The sequence below is a fragment of the Paraburkholderia sp. MM5477-R1 genome, from assembly GCF_050436385.1.
Taxonomy (GTDB): Bacteria; Pseudomonadota; Gammaproteobacteria; order Burkholderiales; family Burkholderiaceae; genus Paraburkholderia; species Paraburkholderia tuberum.
The window spans coordinates 1,276,279-1,292,849 of the sequence record NZ_JBNDMC010000006.1; the positions used below are offsets into that span (position 1 = coordinate 1,276,279).

The 16,571-nt window shown below is 60.0% G+C and carries 12 protein-coding genes and 3 pseudogenes; 8 read left to right on the plus strand and 7 right to left on the minus strand.

Going from position 1 to position 16,571, the window contains the following annotated elements; all coding sequences use genetic code 11:
* Positions 1-260: 260 nt before the first annotated feature.
* The 5 genes and pseudogenes from OKW35_RS24260 to OKW35_RS24280 all read right to left on the minus strand — a co-directional run.
* Positions 261-1,178, minus strand: a pseudogene (locus OKW35_RS24260) (IS256 family transposase); the annotation flags it as partial.
* A 70-nt stretch (positions 1,179-1,248) separates the two neighbouring features.
* Positions 1,249-1,632 carry a VOC family protein gene (locus OKW35_RS24265; protein WP_429553320.1) on the minus strand — a complete coding sequence of 128 codons (384 nt, stop codon included), beginning with the start codon at positions 1,630-1,632 and terminating at the stop codon, positions 1,249-1,251.
* Positions 1,633-1,760: 128 nt separating this feature from the next.
* The gene (locus OKW35_RS24270) at positions 1,761-2,270 is read right to left on the minus strand and encodes a GNAT family N-acetyltransferase (RefSeq protein WP_429553321.1); all 510 of its coding nucleotides are present in this window, start codon (positions 2,268-2,270) and stop codon (positions 1,761-1,763) included.
* 242 nt (positions 2,271-2,512) lie between these two features.
* A complete protein-coding gene (locus tag OKW35_RS24275; RefSeq protein WP_184072607.1) occupies positions 2,513-3,022 on the minus strand; it encodes a GNAT family N-acetyltransferase in 510 nt (169 codons plus the stop codon).
* A gap of 100 nt (positions 3,023-3,122) precedes the next feature.
* On the minus strand, positions 3,123-3,695 hold the full coding sequence (locus OKW35_RS24280) for a GNAT family N-acetyltransferase (protein ID WP_429333614.1): 573 nt from the start codon (positions 3,693-3,695) through the stop codon (positions 3,123-3,125).
* Between the two features lie 307 nt (positions 3,696-4,002).
* Between OKW35_RS24280 and OKW35_RS24285 the strand changes: the two genes are divergently transcribed.
* The 3 genes from OKW35_RS24285 (at position 4,003) to OKW35_RS24295 (ending at position 7,042) form a co-directional block, all read left to right on the plus strand.
* On the plus strand, positions 4,003-5,622 hold the full coding sequence (locus OKW35_RS24285; RefSeq protein ID WP_429553322.1) for a methyl-accepting chemotaxis protein: 1,620 nt from the start codon (positions 4,003-4,005) through the stop codon (positions 5,620-5,622).
* A 777-nt stretch (positions 5,623-6,399) separates the two neighbouring features.
* Positions 6,400-6,669: a hypothetical protein gene (locus OKW35_RS24290; protein WP_429553323.1), complete on the plus strand. Its 270-nt coding sequence runs from the start codon at positions 6,400-6,402 to the stop codon at positions 6,667-6,669.
* Positions 6,659-7,042, plus strand: a complete 384-nt coding sequence (locus OKW35_RS24295; protein WP_429553324.1) for a hypothetical protein — start codon at positions 6,659-6,661, stop codon at positions 7,040-7,042. Before OKW35_RS24290 ends, OKW35_RS24295 begins: the two co-directional genes overlap by 11 nt.
* Here the strand turns inward: OKW35_RS24295 and OKW35_RS24300 are convergent.
* Positions 6,975-8,030, minus strand: a complete 1,056-nt coding sequence (locus OKW35_RS24300) for a LuxR C-terminal-related transcriptional regulator (RefSeq protein ID WP_429553325.1) — start codon at positions 8,028-8,030, stop codon at positions 6,975-6,977. The genes OKW35_RS24295 and OKW35_RS24300 overlap by 68 nt on opposite strands.
* Before the next feature lie 512 nt (positions 8,031-8,542).
* Here OKW35_RS24300 and OKW35_RS24305 point away from each other — a divergent pair.
* Positions 8,543-8,707, plus strand: a complete 165-nt coding sequence (locus tag OKW35_RS24305) for a hypothetical protein (protein WP_429553326.1) — start codon at positions 8,543-8,545, stop codon at positions 8,705-8,707.
* Between the two features lie 520 nt (positions 8,708-9,227).
* Positions 9,228-10,478 carry an ABC transporter substrate-binding protein gene (locus OKW35_RS24310; protein ID WP_429553327.1) on the plus strand — a complete coding sequence of 417 codons (1,251 nt, stop codon included), beginning with the start codon at positions 9,228-9,230 and terminating at the stop codon, positions 10,476-10,478.
* Positions 10,479-10,557: 79 nt separating this feature from the next.
* Here the strand turns inward: OKW35_RS24310 and OKW35_RS24315 are convergent, their stop codons facing one another.
* Positions 10,558-13,881, minus strand: coding sequence for an AAA family ATPase (locus OKW35_RS24315; RefSeq protein WP_429553328.1), 3,324 nt, complete (start codon positions 13,879-13,881; stop codon positions 10,558-10,560).
* 315 nt (positions 13,882-14,196) lie between these two features.
* On the opposite strand from OKW35_RS24315, the pseudogene OKW35_RS24320 reads away from it, so the two are divergent.
* The 3 genes and pseudogenes from OKW35_RS24320 to OKW35_RS24330 all read left to right on the plus strand — a co-directional run.
* A pseudogene (locus OKW35_RS24320) lies at positions 14,197-14,685 on the plus strand (transposase); the annotation flags it as partial.
* Positions 14,686-15,122: 437 nt separating this feature from the next.
* Positions 15,123-16,179 (plus strand): annotated as a pseudogene (locus OKW35_RS24325) (Dyp-type peroxidase).
* Positions 16,180-16,225: 46 nt separating this feature from the next.
* Complete coding sequence (locus OKW35_RS24330; RefSeq protein WP_429553837.1) at positions 16,226-16,525, plus strand: encapsulin; 300 nt, start codon at positions 16,226-16,228, stop codon at positions 16,523-16,525.
* Positions 16,526-16,571: the final 46 nt, after the last annotated feature.

Here is a 16,571-nt window from a genome sequence, read left to right on the forward strand (position 1 = left end):
GGCTGGTATCGCAGAGCTAGCAGTGCGGCTACCCACTTGGCTACCCAGCTGCGTTCCAGCGCCGATTCCAGTCTCAACAGCCATACCGTACGTCGCTGCAGACTGCACCGGAGGCCGATAAAGATTGAGGGGAGAGGATTGAAATCGCTGGGATGGAGGTCGCGTCATCGGCCAATGCCGCCGGTCGTCGGTGGGACGTCGCGTTCGGCGAACTGCACACGCGCGGTCCGTGGGTGATCAAGCGGTATTTCCAGAAGGATGACTCGCCGCTCGAACGCAGCGTACGCGTCCGCACGCGTAGCGGCCATCCAGATCGCCTGCAGGTCTGCCTTCGCGCGTCCCTGTTGCGACTTCGGCAGCGCGTTGAGCACGTTGCCCATCTTGTGGAACCAGCAGCGCTGGCCGCGTGTCGCAGGAAACACTTCTTCCAGCGCAGCCCAGAAGCCCATCGCCCCATCGCCGACTGCCAGCAGCGGACCGGCCTGCAAGCCGCGCGCCTTCAGCTCCAGTAGCAGCTCCTGCCAGGACGCCTTCGACTCGCGATACCCGTCGCCGATTGCCACACGCTCCTTGCGTCCATCGGGCCTCACTCCGATGATCACGAGCAGGCACTGGCCGTCAGAGTTCTCGCTTCGCAGCCCGGTGTGAATGCCGTCAACCCACCAATACACGTAGCGCGACTTTGATAGGTCCCGTCGACTCCAGCTGGCGTGCTCGTCGGCCCATTGCGCTTTCAGCCGACTCACCACATTGGCCGACAAGCCTTTGGCGTCATCTCCCAGCAGCACGCTCAGCGCCTCGCTCATATCGCCCGTCGAGATGCCCTTCAGATACAGCCACGGCAGCGCGGCACTCACGCGCGGCGACTTCCTCACGTACGGCGGCACAATCGATGAATTGAACTTCACACCTGATCCTGATCGATCGCGAACCTTCGGGACCTTCACCGCAATGGGGCCGGCCGCCGTCAGCACTTCGCGCTCCGGCAGATAGCCATTGCGCACCACGGCACGCTGTCCGTGCAAGGTCTTGACGTTCTCGAACCGCTCCAGGAGCGCCGACAGCTCTGCTTCGATTGCCTGCTGGATCACCTGCCGCGCTCCCTGCCGGACCAGTTCGTCCAGACCCAGACCGGTTGCCGATAGACCGACGACTTCTTTTTCCGTAAACTTGCTCATGGTGGATGGTTTGTTGGTTGCTGGTTTCCGACTTCGACAATCAGATTCTCAGCTGAAACCTCCACCGCCTTCAATCTCCCGCCTCAATCCCCCCGTACACCAGTTCTGACTTTATCTCGCAAAGTTCGAACTCGTGGCCATCAGGGCTAACCAACACAATGCTCTTCATGGCTTCATTGTTTAGCCCGTCGAGAGCGACTGTTGCCCCAAAAGCCTTGGCGCGATCCAGAAATATATGCAAGGCGGATACGTCAAATTCGAACACAGGAACGCATCCGCTCCCGACGAACTCATCGCCAAAATCATTTAGCAGCAACCCGAAGCGGACTTCACCGAGCGAGAATTCGGTCCACTTATCCGACCTGCGGTTCGGCGCGCGTTCCAACAGGTTTTCCCAGAAAGCAGAACCGCGTTCCATGTCCGACACTTTCAAATAGGTGGTTCTAATCCGCATTGAATGCTCCAAGAACGTTTTCGGAAAGGCGCAACAGATAATAGAGGTTTCAAAAGTTTCACGTGAACAATTAATTGTCCACGATCTATGCACGAATATAGACTGACCGTTCGTGGCCGAGCATCGCCTCATGCGACTGGCATATTCCCAGCAATAGGCAGTTGCTTTCCCATCTCGAACGCACGAAGCTCGTAGCCAAGTTCCTGATACAAATCGACCGCCTGTTCATTAAACGCCCAAACGGTCAGCCTCATGTCGTTGGCACCGTTTTTTCGTGCCCACTCTTCAGCAAGTTTCATCAGCGTGCTCCCGACGCCGCGTCCCCGCAGTCGTTCCAAAACAGCGACTGAGCCAATGCGGCCAACGGTCAACGGTTGCAACAGTGGACTTGTCGGCTGCATCACTTGAACGGTGATAAAGCCGACCGCCGTGCTGCCATGCTCGGCGAGAAACATGGCTCGATCTTCTCCCTGAAGGCTTGATAGCCAGTGCGGCTTGTCTCGAGCGAACTCTTCAGTGGCGTTTGCATAGACGTCAGGACGTGCCTGATGGTGGATCGCGTTCAAGATTTGACCCAACTCGCAAATTTTCAAAATGTCGTCCACGGTTGCGCGGCGATAGCTTATCGAGTCGGTCATCTTCAGCTCTTGATGGTGGGGGAAATAAAAAAAGGCGCCTTAAGCGCCTTGGTCGTTTGCACATGGAATGGACCGTGAGGTCGAATTCCTTGCTATGGACGTAACGACCCACGGCGCAGCGGATAGCGACCGTGATGATGGTGGTGAGCCTTGCTCGGGACGTTACGAAGTTCCATGCTGTTAATATTGGCACAAAAACAATTTCTGCGTGAGCACATTATTTTTTTGAGTGGCGGCTGTGTCTAACCGGGCATATCGGCCAGCAACGCCCATCGCTCGTGGTCGCGCCATTCGCCATTTACGCGGAGATAGCGAGGAGAAAAGCCTTCCTGTTTAAAACCCAACCGCCGCACAAGTGCGATCGACGCGATATTCCCTGGTTGAATATTTGCCTCCACCCGATGCAATCCAAGTTCGCTGAAAGCATAGATCACAGCTGCCCGTACCGCGTCCGTCATCAACCCTGCCCGGGCGAAGTTCGACATTCCGTAATACCCGAGATAGGCGCTGCGAAAAGCGCCCATTACTATTTCGTTAATGTTCACCACACCGACAATTTGAATCGATGCCACTTCACGCGCAATGAGGCCGACGTTCGACCCGGTGAGACCACCTGAAAACCAGTTATCGAAGCCCGTTTGATCGGTAAAGGATGTGACCCAAGGCAGGTGATAGTCCTGACTTGCTGAGTTTGCGGCGATCAAATCGGCGGCGTCGGCACGGATCACTCGGCTTAGCTGAATGCCACTCATGATGCTCCATCGTATAGGCGTGTGCAGGGCTTGAATTGTCGCCGATCCAACAGAGATGGATCAATCTCCAGAGTTGGCCGAACAGGGTCCGACACGTGTCTCAGTCGTCTAGCTCAATGCGATAACGAAGAGTTTCCGCGAATCCATAGGCGGCGGTCTTTTTGAACCGGTCAGTCAGGACACCACTGCATGCTGCGATCACCCGCTGTGAGGCTATATTTTCAGGATCAACCGTTAGTTCCACGTAGGGCAAGCCTTGCAGCCTCGCTTCGCCAAGCATCAAATTGAGCGCCTGCTTGGCGTAGCCGTTGCCTCGCTTCCACGGCACGACTGAGAAGCCGATATGTCCGAGCACATACGGCGGCAATTCGGCAGATGCAGCCTGCCAACGAAATCCGATCGCACCGCTAACATCGCCGTCCCAAATCCATCGGATGATGCTTGGAAGACGGGCAACGGTCGAGCCATCGGGCAAAGGAATCGGGCCGCCTGATGCGGTCGGATCATCCAGCCCGTCGACGAATGCCTCTGCGTTCAACTCGATAGCATTCAACTGTTCGCGCGCAGCGACCTCCTTACGAACATTGTCAGGTGACCATCCCGCCTCAAGGGCCGAAACGTAGCTTGCCAGCAACGCAGTCGTAGGCCTCAAGAGTTCGATCTCAGTTGTCATTTTCTTCGCCTCAGGAGGAATGATTGACAACAGTTTAAGCGGCGGCGTCGAGTGTCTCAAAGTGGCCGGCTGGTGCCTGATGACGCTCCGTGGGAGCCGACGCACAAGGGCCCTCCGATACGCCTTGGCAAGGTGGTAACCGAGGGTTTCACGGGATGAAACTTTCGCTCGTATCCGCCGATAACTCGAGCAGGAACCACCTGGATGGCCGCCGGACAGTCCGCCGGCGCCACACAGCGCGCCCATACACATGCCACTTCGCACGGCAGCCCTGCGCGGTTTCCATTCATTTGCACGAGGACTCAGGATGCACAAGCTCAGTTTTACGCAGAAGCTTTGGCTGCCGTTGATCATCAGCCTCGTCGCGTTGCTCGCTGTCTCCGTATCGGCGGCGTGGCAGTCGCGCGAGACGCGCATCGAAGAACGTAAGCACGACCTCACGAACATCGCGCACGTCGGACTCAGCATCGTGACGGAGTATGCGGCGCTGGCGCAAAGCGGCGCGTTGCCGGAGGCGGATGCCCGCAAGCAGGCGCTCGAACGCCTGCGCGGCGTCCGCTACGGCGAAGACGGCTACTTCCTCGTCATCAATTCGAAGCCGCAGATGGTGATGCATCCGATCAAGCCGGCACTCGAAAGCAAGGATCTCGCGGGCAGCGCCGATGCCGACGGCCGTCACCATTACGTGACGTTCGCGTCGACCGCACAGGCGCCGGACGGCGGCTTCGTCGACTACGTGTTCCCGCATTCAGGCGCGGCGTCGACACAGGCGGTCGGCAAGATCGGCTACGTGGTGCGCTATGCGCCGTGGGATTGGATCATCGCAACCGGCGCCTATGTTGACGACATCGACGCTGCGTTCATGGCGTCGTTGTGGCTGATCGGCGCGATCTTCGTGGCCGTGGCCGCGGTCCTCGTGACGCTCGTCGCGGTGACGAACCGCAGCATCGCGCGCATGGTCGGCGGCGATCCGGCCTATGCGGTGAACGTGGCGGACGCGATCGCATCGGGCGACCTGACGGTGGCGATCCGCACGCGCAACGGCGACACGTCGAGCCTCCTACACGTAATGCAGCGGATGCGCGACGCGCTGACGGGTACCATCTGCCAGATCAAGCATGCGTCCGACAACGTCGCGTGCGGCGCGAACGAGATCGCGAACGGCAACGCGGACCTGTCGTCGCGCACCGAGAGCCAGGCGGCGTCGTTGCAGGAAACGGCGTCGAGCATGGAGCAGATGACGGCGATGGTCCGCCAGACTGCAGACAACGCGCGCACTGCCAGCGAGCTTGCGGCCGGCGCCGCGAAAATCGCGAACCGCGGCGGCGACATGGTCACGCAGGCCGTCGCGGCGATGAAGGGGATCTCGAACGAATCGGGTCGCATGGTCGAGATCATCGCGACGATCGAGGGCATCGCATTCCAGACCAACATCCTCGCGCTGAATGCTGCGGTTGAGGCAGCACGCGCGGGCGAGCAAGGCCGCGGCTTCGCAGTCGTCGCGAGCGAGGTGCGCAGCCTCGCGCAGCGTAGCGCGACCGCGGCGAAGGAAATTCGCGAGCTGATCAGTCATGCGGTGGGCAGCGTCGGCAGTGGTGCAACGCTGGTCGAAAACACCGGCTCGACGATTGACGAAGCGCGCGACGCGATCATGCGTGTGACCGGTGTCGTGCAGGAAATCGCTGCGGCCGCGGCGGAACAGAGCGCTGGCATCGACCAGGTGAATCTCGCGGTCACGCAGATGGACAGCATGACGCAGCAGAACGCGGCGCTCGTCGAGCAGGCGGCGGCCGCGGCACAGTCGCTGAAGGAGCAGGCGATGAGTCTGCAACGCGCGGCCGCGGCGTTTCAGGTGGGCGACGCTGACGCTAACGGTGGTGCACAGCTCGCGCCGGCTTCGGCGCAGCACCGCGCAGTGTTCGCGTAAGGACGCGCACCGCAATCTCGCGGCGAACCTCGCGTTTCATGGCACGTCTGCGCGTTTTTTTGGACCGTCATCTTGCCACCCGGAGCGGCCGTTCGGATTGGCGCAACTTCAATGACTGCTTCCGGGGTGCAACTGCCCGCCGTATCGCCAGGTTTGCGCGTGCAACATCACCGGCGGCCGACAGTCGGACGACTTCCCGATCAACCCAGCCGTAGGCATCGCATACGTGACCACATACCGCGAGAACACGATCCGATCGCGTGGGCCTCGAGCACGACGGTAATCGCAACGGCAGAACGGTGATCGCGGGAGAGGCTTTCACACCGGCAATCGCCGGTCCTTCAGCGGGCGCCTAGGGGCGGCCGTCGGGTGACTATGGATGCATCGCCGACATCACGGCCGATGGAGGTGGAACCTCCGGACCGCCCGACAGCGTATTTCGTACCGCAAAGCAGCTGCCGGGTCGAGTTGCCAAGGCTGGCGTAGGGCGGCAGCGGCGTTCGACTGGCTTTGATGAGAGCAGTTGCGACACACTCGCGCACCGCGGCGCCAGTTTCTCCATTGCCGCCTATTACCAAAGTGATATAGCGGCAGCGAGGCTCGGAAATCATACTGGCTCCGACCTGCCGCACACACGAGCTCGCTGCACAGTTTCCGATGTTTTTCCAGCTTGCAAGCAAGTGCGGCCGGTAGCCCCTGCAAGGGGCAGCGCCGGCGCTCGCCTCTACACGTCGCGACGGCGCGTTGCGTCCACATTCTTTTTTGACGGAGACTCCTATGAAAACAGTGTTACTCGTCGCCGGTGGGCTATTGTGCGCGTGCGCCTGGCACGCCAGCGCGCAAAACATCACTGCAAATCCAACGACCGCAGCACAGCCTGACGCGATGAATTCGGAAGGCCCCGACCCTTCGGGAAGCTCGATGTCCAGCGGACATAGCGTGGGTGACGGAAAGACCCGCGCCGAAGTCTATCAAGACCTCGTGCACTCGCAGCAGAACGGCGAGGCAGCGCGGTTGCAGGAACTCTTCAAAGGTAGTGGCAAGTGAGCCTGCCTGGAGCGGGCAAACTGCGGCTCCGGAGAAAGGAGGGAAAACCAAAATGGCGTCTTTCGACGAACCGTCGATTCTCTCCGAGTACAACCGCGGGGAGAAGCTGATTGCCGGCATCGTGCTCGCCGTCGTCACGTTCTGGCTGTTCGCCCAGACGACCTTGAACGTGCTGCAGTCCATGTGGGCGGATCTGCAAATCGACGACGGCCTCAGTGACATCGCCGTCAGCATCACCGCCCTCTTTTCTGGCGTTTTCATCGTCGTCGCAGGCTGGCTGGCGGACAGGGTCGGCCGCGTGAAAATCAATCAAGGGAGCGTCGCGCATTGTCCTGCTTCGAGCGTAGTTTGTCGGCCTCCAGTCTGCGCGTGACCAGATGGATCAGGTAAGTCGCAAACTCGGGATCCTGATAGTACATCCGCATTGCATCGGCCGCGGAAACCGTCAGCAACTCGCATTCACTCTTGCAACAGGCCGTCCAGGTGCGGCGATGGTCCGGCGAGAAAAGTCCGATCTCTCCGAGGATCGTGCCAGCGCCAATATCGACTCCGATCTCCTGAAGGCTGACCGTCCCGCGCAACACATAGTAGAGCGCGTCGCTTGGCGCATCCTTGCGAAACAGCACGTCTCCGCGTTTGAAGCGACGGGGAGGCAAGTCAGAGAGGAGCCGCTTGATGGCGAGCTGCGCATCGAGCGCCTGATGAAGCTGTGCATCGCCGACCTGATCGAGCCGCGCGGCCGCGATGCTGGCCTGCCTGCGACTCTCGACCTTGAGCGCTTTATACACCGTATAGAGATGCACTTTTACTGTCCCTTCCGCGATATTGAGTTGCCTCGCGATCGACTTGTTCGACTCGCCGCGCGCCGCGAGGGCCAGTACTTCGATCTGGCGTGGCGTCAGCATGCGGTTGTTCATCGCAGGGTCGGGAACCACGCGCGAATCCGTGGTTGCGCCACGCGAAGCTTGCGTGTGCTCTATTGCAGAGAACGTTGCCGGCAGGTATGCCGCGCCAGCCAGCACCACCTGTAGCGCGTCGCACAACGCTTGCGCGGACTGCGACTTGCTCAGGCAGCGCGCCACACCGGCAGCCATGAAGGAGTCGATAGTCTGCTGACCGATCTCGCTCAGCAATGCGAGCGCTGGCAAATGCGGGAAGACGCGCCGCAATGCGTTCAGCACATCGAGTGCTTCGTTTTGATGGTCGCCATCCAGTATCAGCAGGTCTGCGCGGGTCCAGTCTTCGAAAGCGGTGATCCGATAGTCCGCACATGTCACCTCGATACACTCTTCGAAGTCGCGGACCAGGTGTGCAACGCCCTCGCGGAACAAACCGGTCGGTGCGATGAGGATGATATGCATATGCGTCACTTCTTGCGTCGATATCGTTCGCCGCGAATGCGAGCGCGTACTGCTCGAGTCCGAGACGCTGGAGCCATTGCGCGATGTCCATATTCGTGGCCTGCATTCGATGCCAGCCGGCACGCGCGAGTTTGCCGCACCGGTTTGGCTCCGGCGCGACGCGATGCGATTCGCAAACGTCAGACGAAAATCGGGCGCACCGCTCGCCAATGCAACAGCTTGGCACTCAACCGGGCCGATGAATACCCAGTGTAGGCGTACAACTCGCACGGCGCATGATGTTCGACGGCGTTCGAGTCACGACGGGTACTGGGCAGCGCGTCCCACCTCTCCCTCGCTTTCTTCGCGGATTTCATGTGAAGCCGGGCCAGACCGTCTCCGATATCCCGCTCCGTTCGCGCTTCGCGGGCCAATTCGATTCTCCAGAGTCTGCGTGAGCGGCTCGCCGCGAGTCATTCGGTGCCGGTCCGTTTCATCGTGCTCGATTTTGCATCGACTCAGGGCATCGACGCGTGGGTATCGATCAGCTTCGTCAAGCTAAGTCAGCTAAGCGCAACGAGAACGCGGACCTGGTGCCGACTGCGCTGACGCCGCGTTCACGCGACCTGCTCACGAAAACCGGGACACTTAAGCTCCGGATTCGTGAATTCGATTCGCTCGACGTGGGTCTGGAGTAGGTCGAAGACGAGTTGCGCTCGGCGAACTCGCGTGCGACAGGGCACGGCTACGACTTTCGCGCGATGCTCGCGCGGCATTTCACGACCAGCGGGTTGAGCATGCTGCCGGTCGATGATGGACGGTCGGTCCGGCCGCGCAACGGGTTCATCGGTTTTTCGTCAAGATCATCGCTGCTCGACTTGCCTTCGCGTTGATGAGGCATTGCGTGCGGCGTTGTGAACGGTTTGCGCATCGTGGGCGCCTTCCTGCTCAGTGAATGAACGGCGACATACGTGAACGACCAACAAACGCTCAATAGAAGGGGCGCCGCTTTGACACGTAGGCGAACGTGTCATGTCCCGCCCCTTGCTGTCGTCCGACTCCGCGCGACCAAAGCGGCGACGTGTCGCACGTCTGCCGGTGTTCCTTGCCGTTTTGTCCCACGCGGGAAAATGGCGGACGCCGCGTGCTGGCTCGGCCTATCCTATGGAAGGAGCGCTCCCGCCTGTCGGGCAAGGGCGCGCCAGCGGGAGCGAATCCATGAGCAGGGTGAATCTCCGGCGCAAGCAAGTCCTTGTGTCTTTCGCGCTACCCACGATCATCGTAGCGTTTGCGTTTTCAGGTATTGCAGTAACGGCGCACGCCGACACGGTTCGGATTACCGTCTCGCACTACAGTGACGCGACTGGCCCATACTTCAACAAGATGGCTCACGAGTTCGAGAAAGCTACCCCTGGTACGACAATCAAGATCGAAGAAGTAAACTGGGATGCGCTGCAACAGAAGCTCCAGACCGACATCATGGGCGGCGCGAACTCGGACCTCGCGATTGTCGCTACCCGTTGGTTGCTGGATTTCGTTCACGACGACGTCGCTGAGCCCCTTGATGGCCACATGGACGCCAGCTTCAGGGATCGCTTCATTGGCCAGATCCTGGCGCCGGGCGAAATCAAAGGCAAGGTGTATGGCTTGCCGCTCGCTGCTTCAACACGCGCGCTGTACTACAACAAGGATCTGCTCGCGAAAGCTGGCTATCCGAATGGCCCGAAGACCTGGAACGACGTAATCGATGCGTCGAAGAAGCTGAAAGCGATGCATATCGCCGGCTTTGGTCTTCAAGGCAAAGAGATCGAGACAGATGTCTACTTCTACTATGGACTCTGGAGTTACGGCGGAGATGTGATCGGCAAGGACGGCAAGGCTGCTTTCAATTCGCAGGCTGGTGTGAAAGCCGCAACGCTGTACAAAACGATGATAGACGACGGTCTGACCGAACCGGGAGTCACCGGCTATAACCGTGAAGGCGTTCAGAACCTGTTCAAGCAGGGCCGTGTGGCGATGGTTATCTCCTTGCCTTTCCTGTCGAAACAAATCGCGAAGGAGGTGCCAAATCTCAAGTACGGCATTGGTCCCATTCCGATGGGAACGACGCAGGCCACTTATGCGGTGACAGATTCGATCATGATGTTCAAGAACTCCAAGGTCAAGAAGAGCGCCTGGAAGTTTCTCGACTTCCTCTTCACAAAGAGCCCGCGCGTCGAATTCTCGAAGACGGAAGGCTTCCTGCCCACGACGAAGGCCGAAGCAAGCGATCCGGCACTCAATGGCCCAGACACCAAGGCGTTCATCGCACTGTTGCCGAACGCACGGTTCGCACCGACTGTCACTGGGTGGGAATACACCGCGAAAGTCGTGTCGGATGCCATGCAGTCCGTCTACCTGGGAAAAGCACAACCCGCCGCGGCATTGAATGCGGCAGCCGAAAAGGCAAACCGGTCGCTGGGTAAGTAAGGCGACTGGGGTAATTGAGATCTGCTGCAGACCGGCGCGCAAGCGGCTCTCGGCAAACCGGGGCGAGGTGAGACGATGTTCAGCCAGTCAATGGTTTGATGCCCATTTCCCGGCAAAGCGATGCGGCGTCTGCTGCACTTCTCTCGCCCAAAGCTTTATCTCCGCCCATCTTTTGCAGCCAAGACAGGCCATATAGGCACTGTGCTTGCAAAGGACGCATTCCGAGGTCGTGGGCGATCATCAACGCCATGCGATAGTGATTGTGAGCTTCCTCAATCCGAGGTGCGGTAGCGTTGCCATCCGAGACAAGATCTCCCAACAAGCACCCGGCCCAGGCCTCGTTGCCTCGTTCGCCGGAGGCTCGTGCCAGGTCAATGGCATGATGTGCATGAGCAAGGGCTTCATCCTCTCGACCAGCGAGCTGGCACACTCGACCGAAAATCGAGAGCACGAGCGAATGTCCGAACGTTAAATTGCTCGCCGCTGCCTGGCGAACTGCCTCTTTCAGAAGAACCAGTGCCTCCTTGGTCCGGCCCAGCGAGCCATACGCCGCCCCCAGACAGGAGGCTATTCGGGGAACGTAGTATGGAAACTCAGCCTTGCACATGGCCAATGCGGGCTCAAGTGTCTCGACAGCAACGTCGAGATTGCCTTGAACAAGGTGCATCCGTCCGACACCGTGGCCAGCAAAGATCAGTTGCTCTGGCTCATTTATCCCTCGGGCCATGTCCATCGCCTCCTGTCCAAGGGCAGCAGCCTCGTCGAACCGGCCAAGTTCGGCAAGACACAGCACCAGCCAGATACGAGCGTTGACGCGCGTGTATTTCACGTAAGTCTCATCGGGTCCGAGGCCGTGGCCATGGCCTTCATGTAGGAGTGCCAGCGCCTGCCGAGCATGCACCATCGCGCGCTCATAGTTTCCGCAGCCATACCGTGATCGTGCCAGCATCATGGTCGCCCAAGCCTTCGCATCGGGGTCGCTTCGCCGCTCCGTCAACGCGAGGGCGCGTTCCCCTGCCTCGACGGCGCCGACCGAATCGCCTAGCGAACCGAGCGCGAACGCCAGCCTTGATAGAACACGCGATAGGCGTACCTCGTCACCAAGCCCTTCGGCAAGATCTTTCGCGTTTTCCAGATTCGCGCGGTTCCGTGTCACTTCTCCGAGCGCATGCAGGGAGTGGCTAAGATCCCATCGGATGTCGATGATTTCTCCGAGTGTGTCGGCCGAGGACGGCAGGACCGCAAGGGCAGTCAGGGCTTTCTCGAACAAGACCGACGCCTCCCGATGTGCGGCGCGTTTTGCAGTATTGTGACCGGCACGCAGCCACAGCCGGGCTGCCTTTTCAGTCAATCCGGCCTGGGCGCAGTGTTCAGCCAGGATTTCCGGTTGTTGCTCCGCTACGTCAGAAAAATGATTCTCGAGCTCCATTGCGATGCGGGCATGCAGTTGCTGTCGCCGGTCCCGCAGCAGGGAGCTGTACGCGGCATCTTGCACCAGGGCGTGCTTGAAGGTGTATTCCGCATCCGGTGGTGCCCCGTGCCGGAACACCAGTTCGGCACCGACGAGATGGTCCAATGCGTCGTCCAGGCGCTCCGTGGGCATCGACGCGACCGCGCTGATGAGCTCATAGGAAAATTGCCGGCCAATTGCAGCGCCGATTTGTGCTACATCCCGCACCGGGGCCAGGCGATCGAGCCGCGCCATCAGCGAAGCGTGCAGCGTCATCGGGATCGCCAGTGGCGGCAGCGGACGATCGAGGACGTAGCGCCCGTTCTGCTCGCGCAGTACGCCGCTCTCGAGCACTGTCTTGGTCAGTTCTTCGACAAATAGCGGTATTCCATCCGTATGCTCGATGATCCGGTCTGTAATCTCTTTCGGCAGTGCCTTGCCAAGGGTTATCCGCTCGATCATCTCGGCTTGCTGCCGAGGGTGCAGACGAGTGAGAGTAAGGAGCGTCACCTCTGAGCGGCCGATCCACCGAGATACGAACTCAGGCCGGAACGTGACAATCAGCAGGACAGGCAGGGTTGCAATACGATCGACAAGATGGTCCAGCGCTTCGAGCGAGCTGGGATCGGCCCAATGCACATCTTCGAACAAAATCAGCAGCGGGTGGCGCATTGCCAGGCCCTTGATCTGCGCAACAATCGTGCTAAGGGTCCTATCTTTGTACTGCTGCGGCGTAAGATTCAGTGTTGGATATCGATCTTCCGTCGGAATCGATAGCAACGCCGCCACCAGCGGAACAGCTTCGCCCAGATTGTCGCCTGCGAACGCGAGCGCCGCCTCCAGTTTATCGAGGCGTTGTTCAGCCGTATCGTCGCGCCGCAGACCGGCCGCACGTTCGAGCTGGGAAATAAACGGGTAAAAGGCGCTTTCCTGATGGCGGCGCGAGCAGAAATACCGCAAGCGGTCGTGCGGCTCGAATTGAAGCCGCTCTTCAAGAGAGGTGGTCAGCCGCGACTTTCCGATACCCGGCTCGCCTGCAAGCAGCACAACCTGCCCCTCACCATTCTTCGCTCGCTGCCATCGGCGAAGCAACAACTCGATTTCTTCGTCGCGTCCGACGATCGGCGTCAACGTGGTCGCGTGCAGCGCCTCGAAGCGGCTTTCGACCCCGCTGGGGCCGAGTACTTGCCAAACCCGCACCGATTCGTCAAAACCCTTCACGGTCACGAGGCCCATGTCGCGGTAGTCAAACAGCCCAGCCGTCAGCCGCTGCGTGCTCGTAGAAATCACCACTGTTCCGGCTTCGGCCAACGTCTGCAGCCGGGCAGCGAGATTGGGTGTCTCACCGACGACGCCAGGCTCCTGGGCTTCGCCCTCACCCGTCAGATCACCGACTACCACTACGCCGGTGGCAATCCCGATCCGCACCCGCAAACTTTCGTCGATCCCGAAATCGAGATTGCCGATGGTTCGCACCAGCGCCAGCCCAGCACGTACAGCCCGCTCGGCATCGTCCTCATGCGCTTGAGGATAACCAAAATAGGCCAGCACACCGTCACCCATGTACTGGGCAATGACGCCACCGGCCTTGGTAACTACATCCGCGCAACCCCGGTAATAAGCGGCGAGGATCTTCCGCATGTCTTCAGGATCGAGCCGCTTCGAGAGGGCAGTCGAGCCGACGAGATCGCAAAACACGACGGTGAGTTGGCGTCGGTCCGCGTCATCTCGTGGCAAGGGCGTGGCCACGGTTGGAGATATTGCAGCGGCGCTGTCGCCAAGCTGGTTAATTGCACGCAACATTTTGCGGCGATGGCCAAGCAAGACGCCAAGATCCTTGAGATCCTGGTCCGTCAGATCGCGGAGGACCGAGGGATCGATACCATTCTCGGCAAAGCTATGGACATACTCGGACAAGCCGAGTGATGCCAGCCACTCTTCAATGCTTCCCACCGTTTGTCTCCTGAAGACGGCTGCCTCATGCAAGGGTAGGAAAAATATTTGTTCCGCGCTTGTCGACAATCAAGGGGCCGGCCGGCTGCAACCAGACAGTATTGATTCAACTTGTCGTCCGGTGCGATTGACGCACGATTTATTCGGCTTCTGACGAATCCAGAACCGGCGGTAAGATCGTTTCCGTGGACCGTGCCCAAGCCTGCGTGTCAGATCCTCAAGCGGCGGCTGGGGCGCGGGACGTCCGGGATGGATCGCAGGTTCGCGTTCGCGTGGGCGCTCGACCGTGTCCCAGCGCGAGGGGCCGATATCTAGCTGTTTCGCAAGAGCAAAGGAACCGGTGCGATGCTTTGCTACATGGGCCATGTACTGACTGACAATCGGCACGGCCTGGTAGTCAACGCGCAGGTGACGCTGGCGACGGGCACCGCCGAGCGCGACTGCGCCGCGCAAATGCTTGCTGACGCCGCGAAGGTGGCCCCGGGCGGCATTACGGTCGGGGCAGACAAGAACTACGACACGGCCGGCTTTGTTGCCACCTGTCGAGCAAATCGCGTCACGCCTCATGTCGCGCAAAACGATGGGCGTCCAGGAGGCTCAGCGATTGACGAGCGAACCACGCGTTGGCCGGGTTACGCGGTCAGCCAGCAAAAACGTAAGCGGATTGAGCAGGTGTTCGGATGGGGCAAGACAGTCGGACGAATTCGACAGGCGATGTATCGAGGACTTGAACGCGTGGACCAGCTCTTCGTGCTGACGCAGGTCGGCTACAACCTGACGCGTATGCGCACACTTGCCCGTTGAGGGCCGGGATGCAGTGGATAACATCGATATGGTGAAACCGTTAGCAGCCTCGAACGCCCGGAAACGCGTTCCGCGTTTCAGAAGTGCGAACTCAGCATCCGTCGCAATGCACCTGAGTGCATCAACGACGGATATTTCAACAGCCTGCTAATGGTGTCGTGCCTGCTAATTTTCTACCGGGTGACCCATGGCCGCGGTGAAAGCAATAGAATCTGTCGGAAGCGCGTGCGCCGGTTTTGCCGCTTCGGGTCGTCCCGGTTTTAATGAACGAGATATTCCAACGTTCTTGCTTTAGGTCGGCCATGTGCGCACGGGGCGAGGCTTGCTTGGGTGACGAAATCCAGCATTATTTCGAGTCCATCGCGGTCCGCCGTTGCATGAATGCCGTCGTGACTCCTCGGGTGAGCGAGTCCTTGGCGTAATCAAATAAATTTCAGATGCCCAACAACGACACTCCCGAACCACAAGCCGTCTGTGATCCGATTTCCCGAAGTGCGATCTTCCTCACACTCACGGTAGCGCGCGGCGAAGGCCCAGCCGACACCGTGCGTGAATGGTGCGGCGACATTGCCGCGCTGGTCCGCGCGGTCGGCACGCGCGCGCCTACCGCTAACCTTTCTTGCGTGTGCGGCTTCGGTTCCGAAGCGTGGAATTTTCTTTTCGGCGCGCCGCGTCCCGCGTCGCTGCATCCTTTCATCGAGGTCGGATCGGGCGAGCGCCGCGCCATTGCCACACCCGGAGACATCCTGCTGCATATCCGCGCGGATCACATGGATCTATGCTTCGAGCTCGCGTCACAGTTGCTCATCAAACTGGGCGACGCCGTCACGGTCGTCGACGAGGTGCAAGGTTTTCGCTACTTCGACCTGCGCGACATGGTGGGCTTCGTCGACGGCACGGAGAACCCTTCAGGGAGAAGCGCCCCGAACCACACGATCATCGGCGAGGAGGATTCGGAATTCGCGGGCGGCAGCTATGTGATTGTGCAGAAGTACTTTCACAATATGGATGCATGGGATGGCCTGACGGTGGAGCAACAGGAAAAGATCATCGGGCGCAAGAAGCTGTCCGACGTCGAACTAGACGCGGCTGTGAAGCCCTCGTGCTCGCATAGCTCGCTCACGACCATCGATGAGAACGGCCAGGAGATCAAGATCCTGCGGCACAACATGGCCTTCGGCCGTCCTGGCGCAAAGGAGTTTGGGACATACTTCATCGGCTATGCGCGCACGCCCGCGCCGATCGAACAGATGATGGAAAACATGTTCGTCGGTCGCCCGCCGGGCAATTACGACCGATTGCTCGACTACAGCCGCGCAGTGACGGGCGGTCTCTTCTTCGTGCCGTCCGCCGATCTGCTCGACGCGCTCCCGGGCAGAGGCTCTGCGGCGGCGTCGACGTCATCTCAGCCGTCCAGCACCGCCATCAAATGAAACAAGCCGCAGGGGAACATTGAACATCGGCTCACTTAAAGGAACTTCACAATATGAATAACCTGCATCGCGAGCTTGCGCTGATTTCCGAGGACGCATGGGAACAGATGGAAGCCGAAGTGGCGCGCACCTTCAAGCGCTCCGTCGCGGGGCGGCGCGTCGTGGAAGTGAAAAGCCTGGGCGGCAGGGCCCCGGCGGCCATCGGAACGGGGCACCAGACGAGCGTCGCGGCGCCGAGGAAAGGCGTGTCGGCGAAGCTCTGCGACGTCAAGCAATTGGTGCAGCTGAGCATGCCGTTCACGCTGCAGCGCGAGGCGACGATAGCGTGGAGCGCGGCTCGAACGACGGCGACTGGCAGCCCGCGAAGACCGCCGCGAGCGAGCCGGCACTCGTCGAGGACAGCGTAGTCTTCGAAGCTGCGGCTCGCGGGCGGGTTGTGTCGCGATAAGAATG

Excerpts from the sequence above, each read along its gene's own strand:
- OKW35_RS24270 (WP_429553321.1), bottom strand. The coding sequence starts at position 2,270 with ATGACCGACTCGATAAGCTATCGCCGCGCAACCGTGGACGACATTTTG.
- OKW35_RS24330 (WP_429553837.1), top strand. The coding sequence starts at position 16,226 with ATGGAAGCCGAAGTGGCGCGCACCTTCAAGCGCTCCGTCGCGGGGCGG.
- OKW35_RS24275 (WP_184072607.1), bottom strand. The coding sequence starts at position 3,022 with ATGAGTGGCATTCAGCTAAGCCGAGTGATCCGTGCCGACGCCGCCGAT.
- OKW35_RS24265 (WP_429553320.1), bottom strand. The coding sequence starts at position 1,632 with ATGCGGATTAGAACCACCTATTTGAAAGTGTCGGACATGGAACGCGGT.
- OKW35_RS24290 (WP_429553323.1), top strand. The coding sequence starts at position 6,400 with ATGAAAACAGTGTTACTCGTCGCCGGTGGGCTATTGTGCGCGTGCGCC.
- OKW35_RS24300 (WP_429553325.1), bottom strand. The coding sequence starts at position 8,030 with ATGCATATCATCCTCATCGCACCGACCGGTTTGTTCCGCGAGGGCGTT.
- OKW35_RS24285 (WP_429553322.1), top strand. The coding sequence starts at position 4,003 with ATGCACAAGCTCAGTTTTACGCAGAAGCTTTGGCTGCCGTTGATCATC.
- OKW35_RS24280 (WP_429333614.1), bottom strand. The coding sequence starts at position 3,695 with ATGACAACTGAGATCGAACTCTTGAGGCCTACGACTGCGTTGCTGGCA.
- OKW35_RS24310 (WP_429553327.1), top strand. The coding sequence starts at position 9,228 with ATGAGCAGGGTGAATCTCCGGCGCAAGCAAGTCCTTGTGTCTTTCGCG.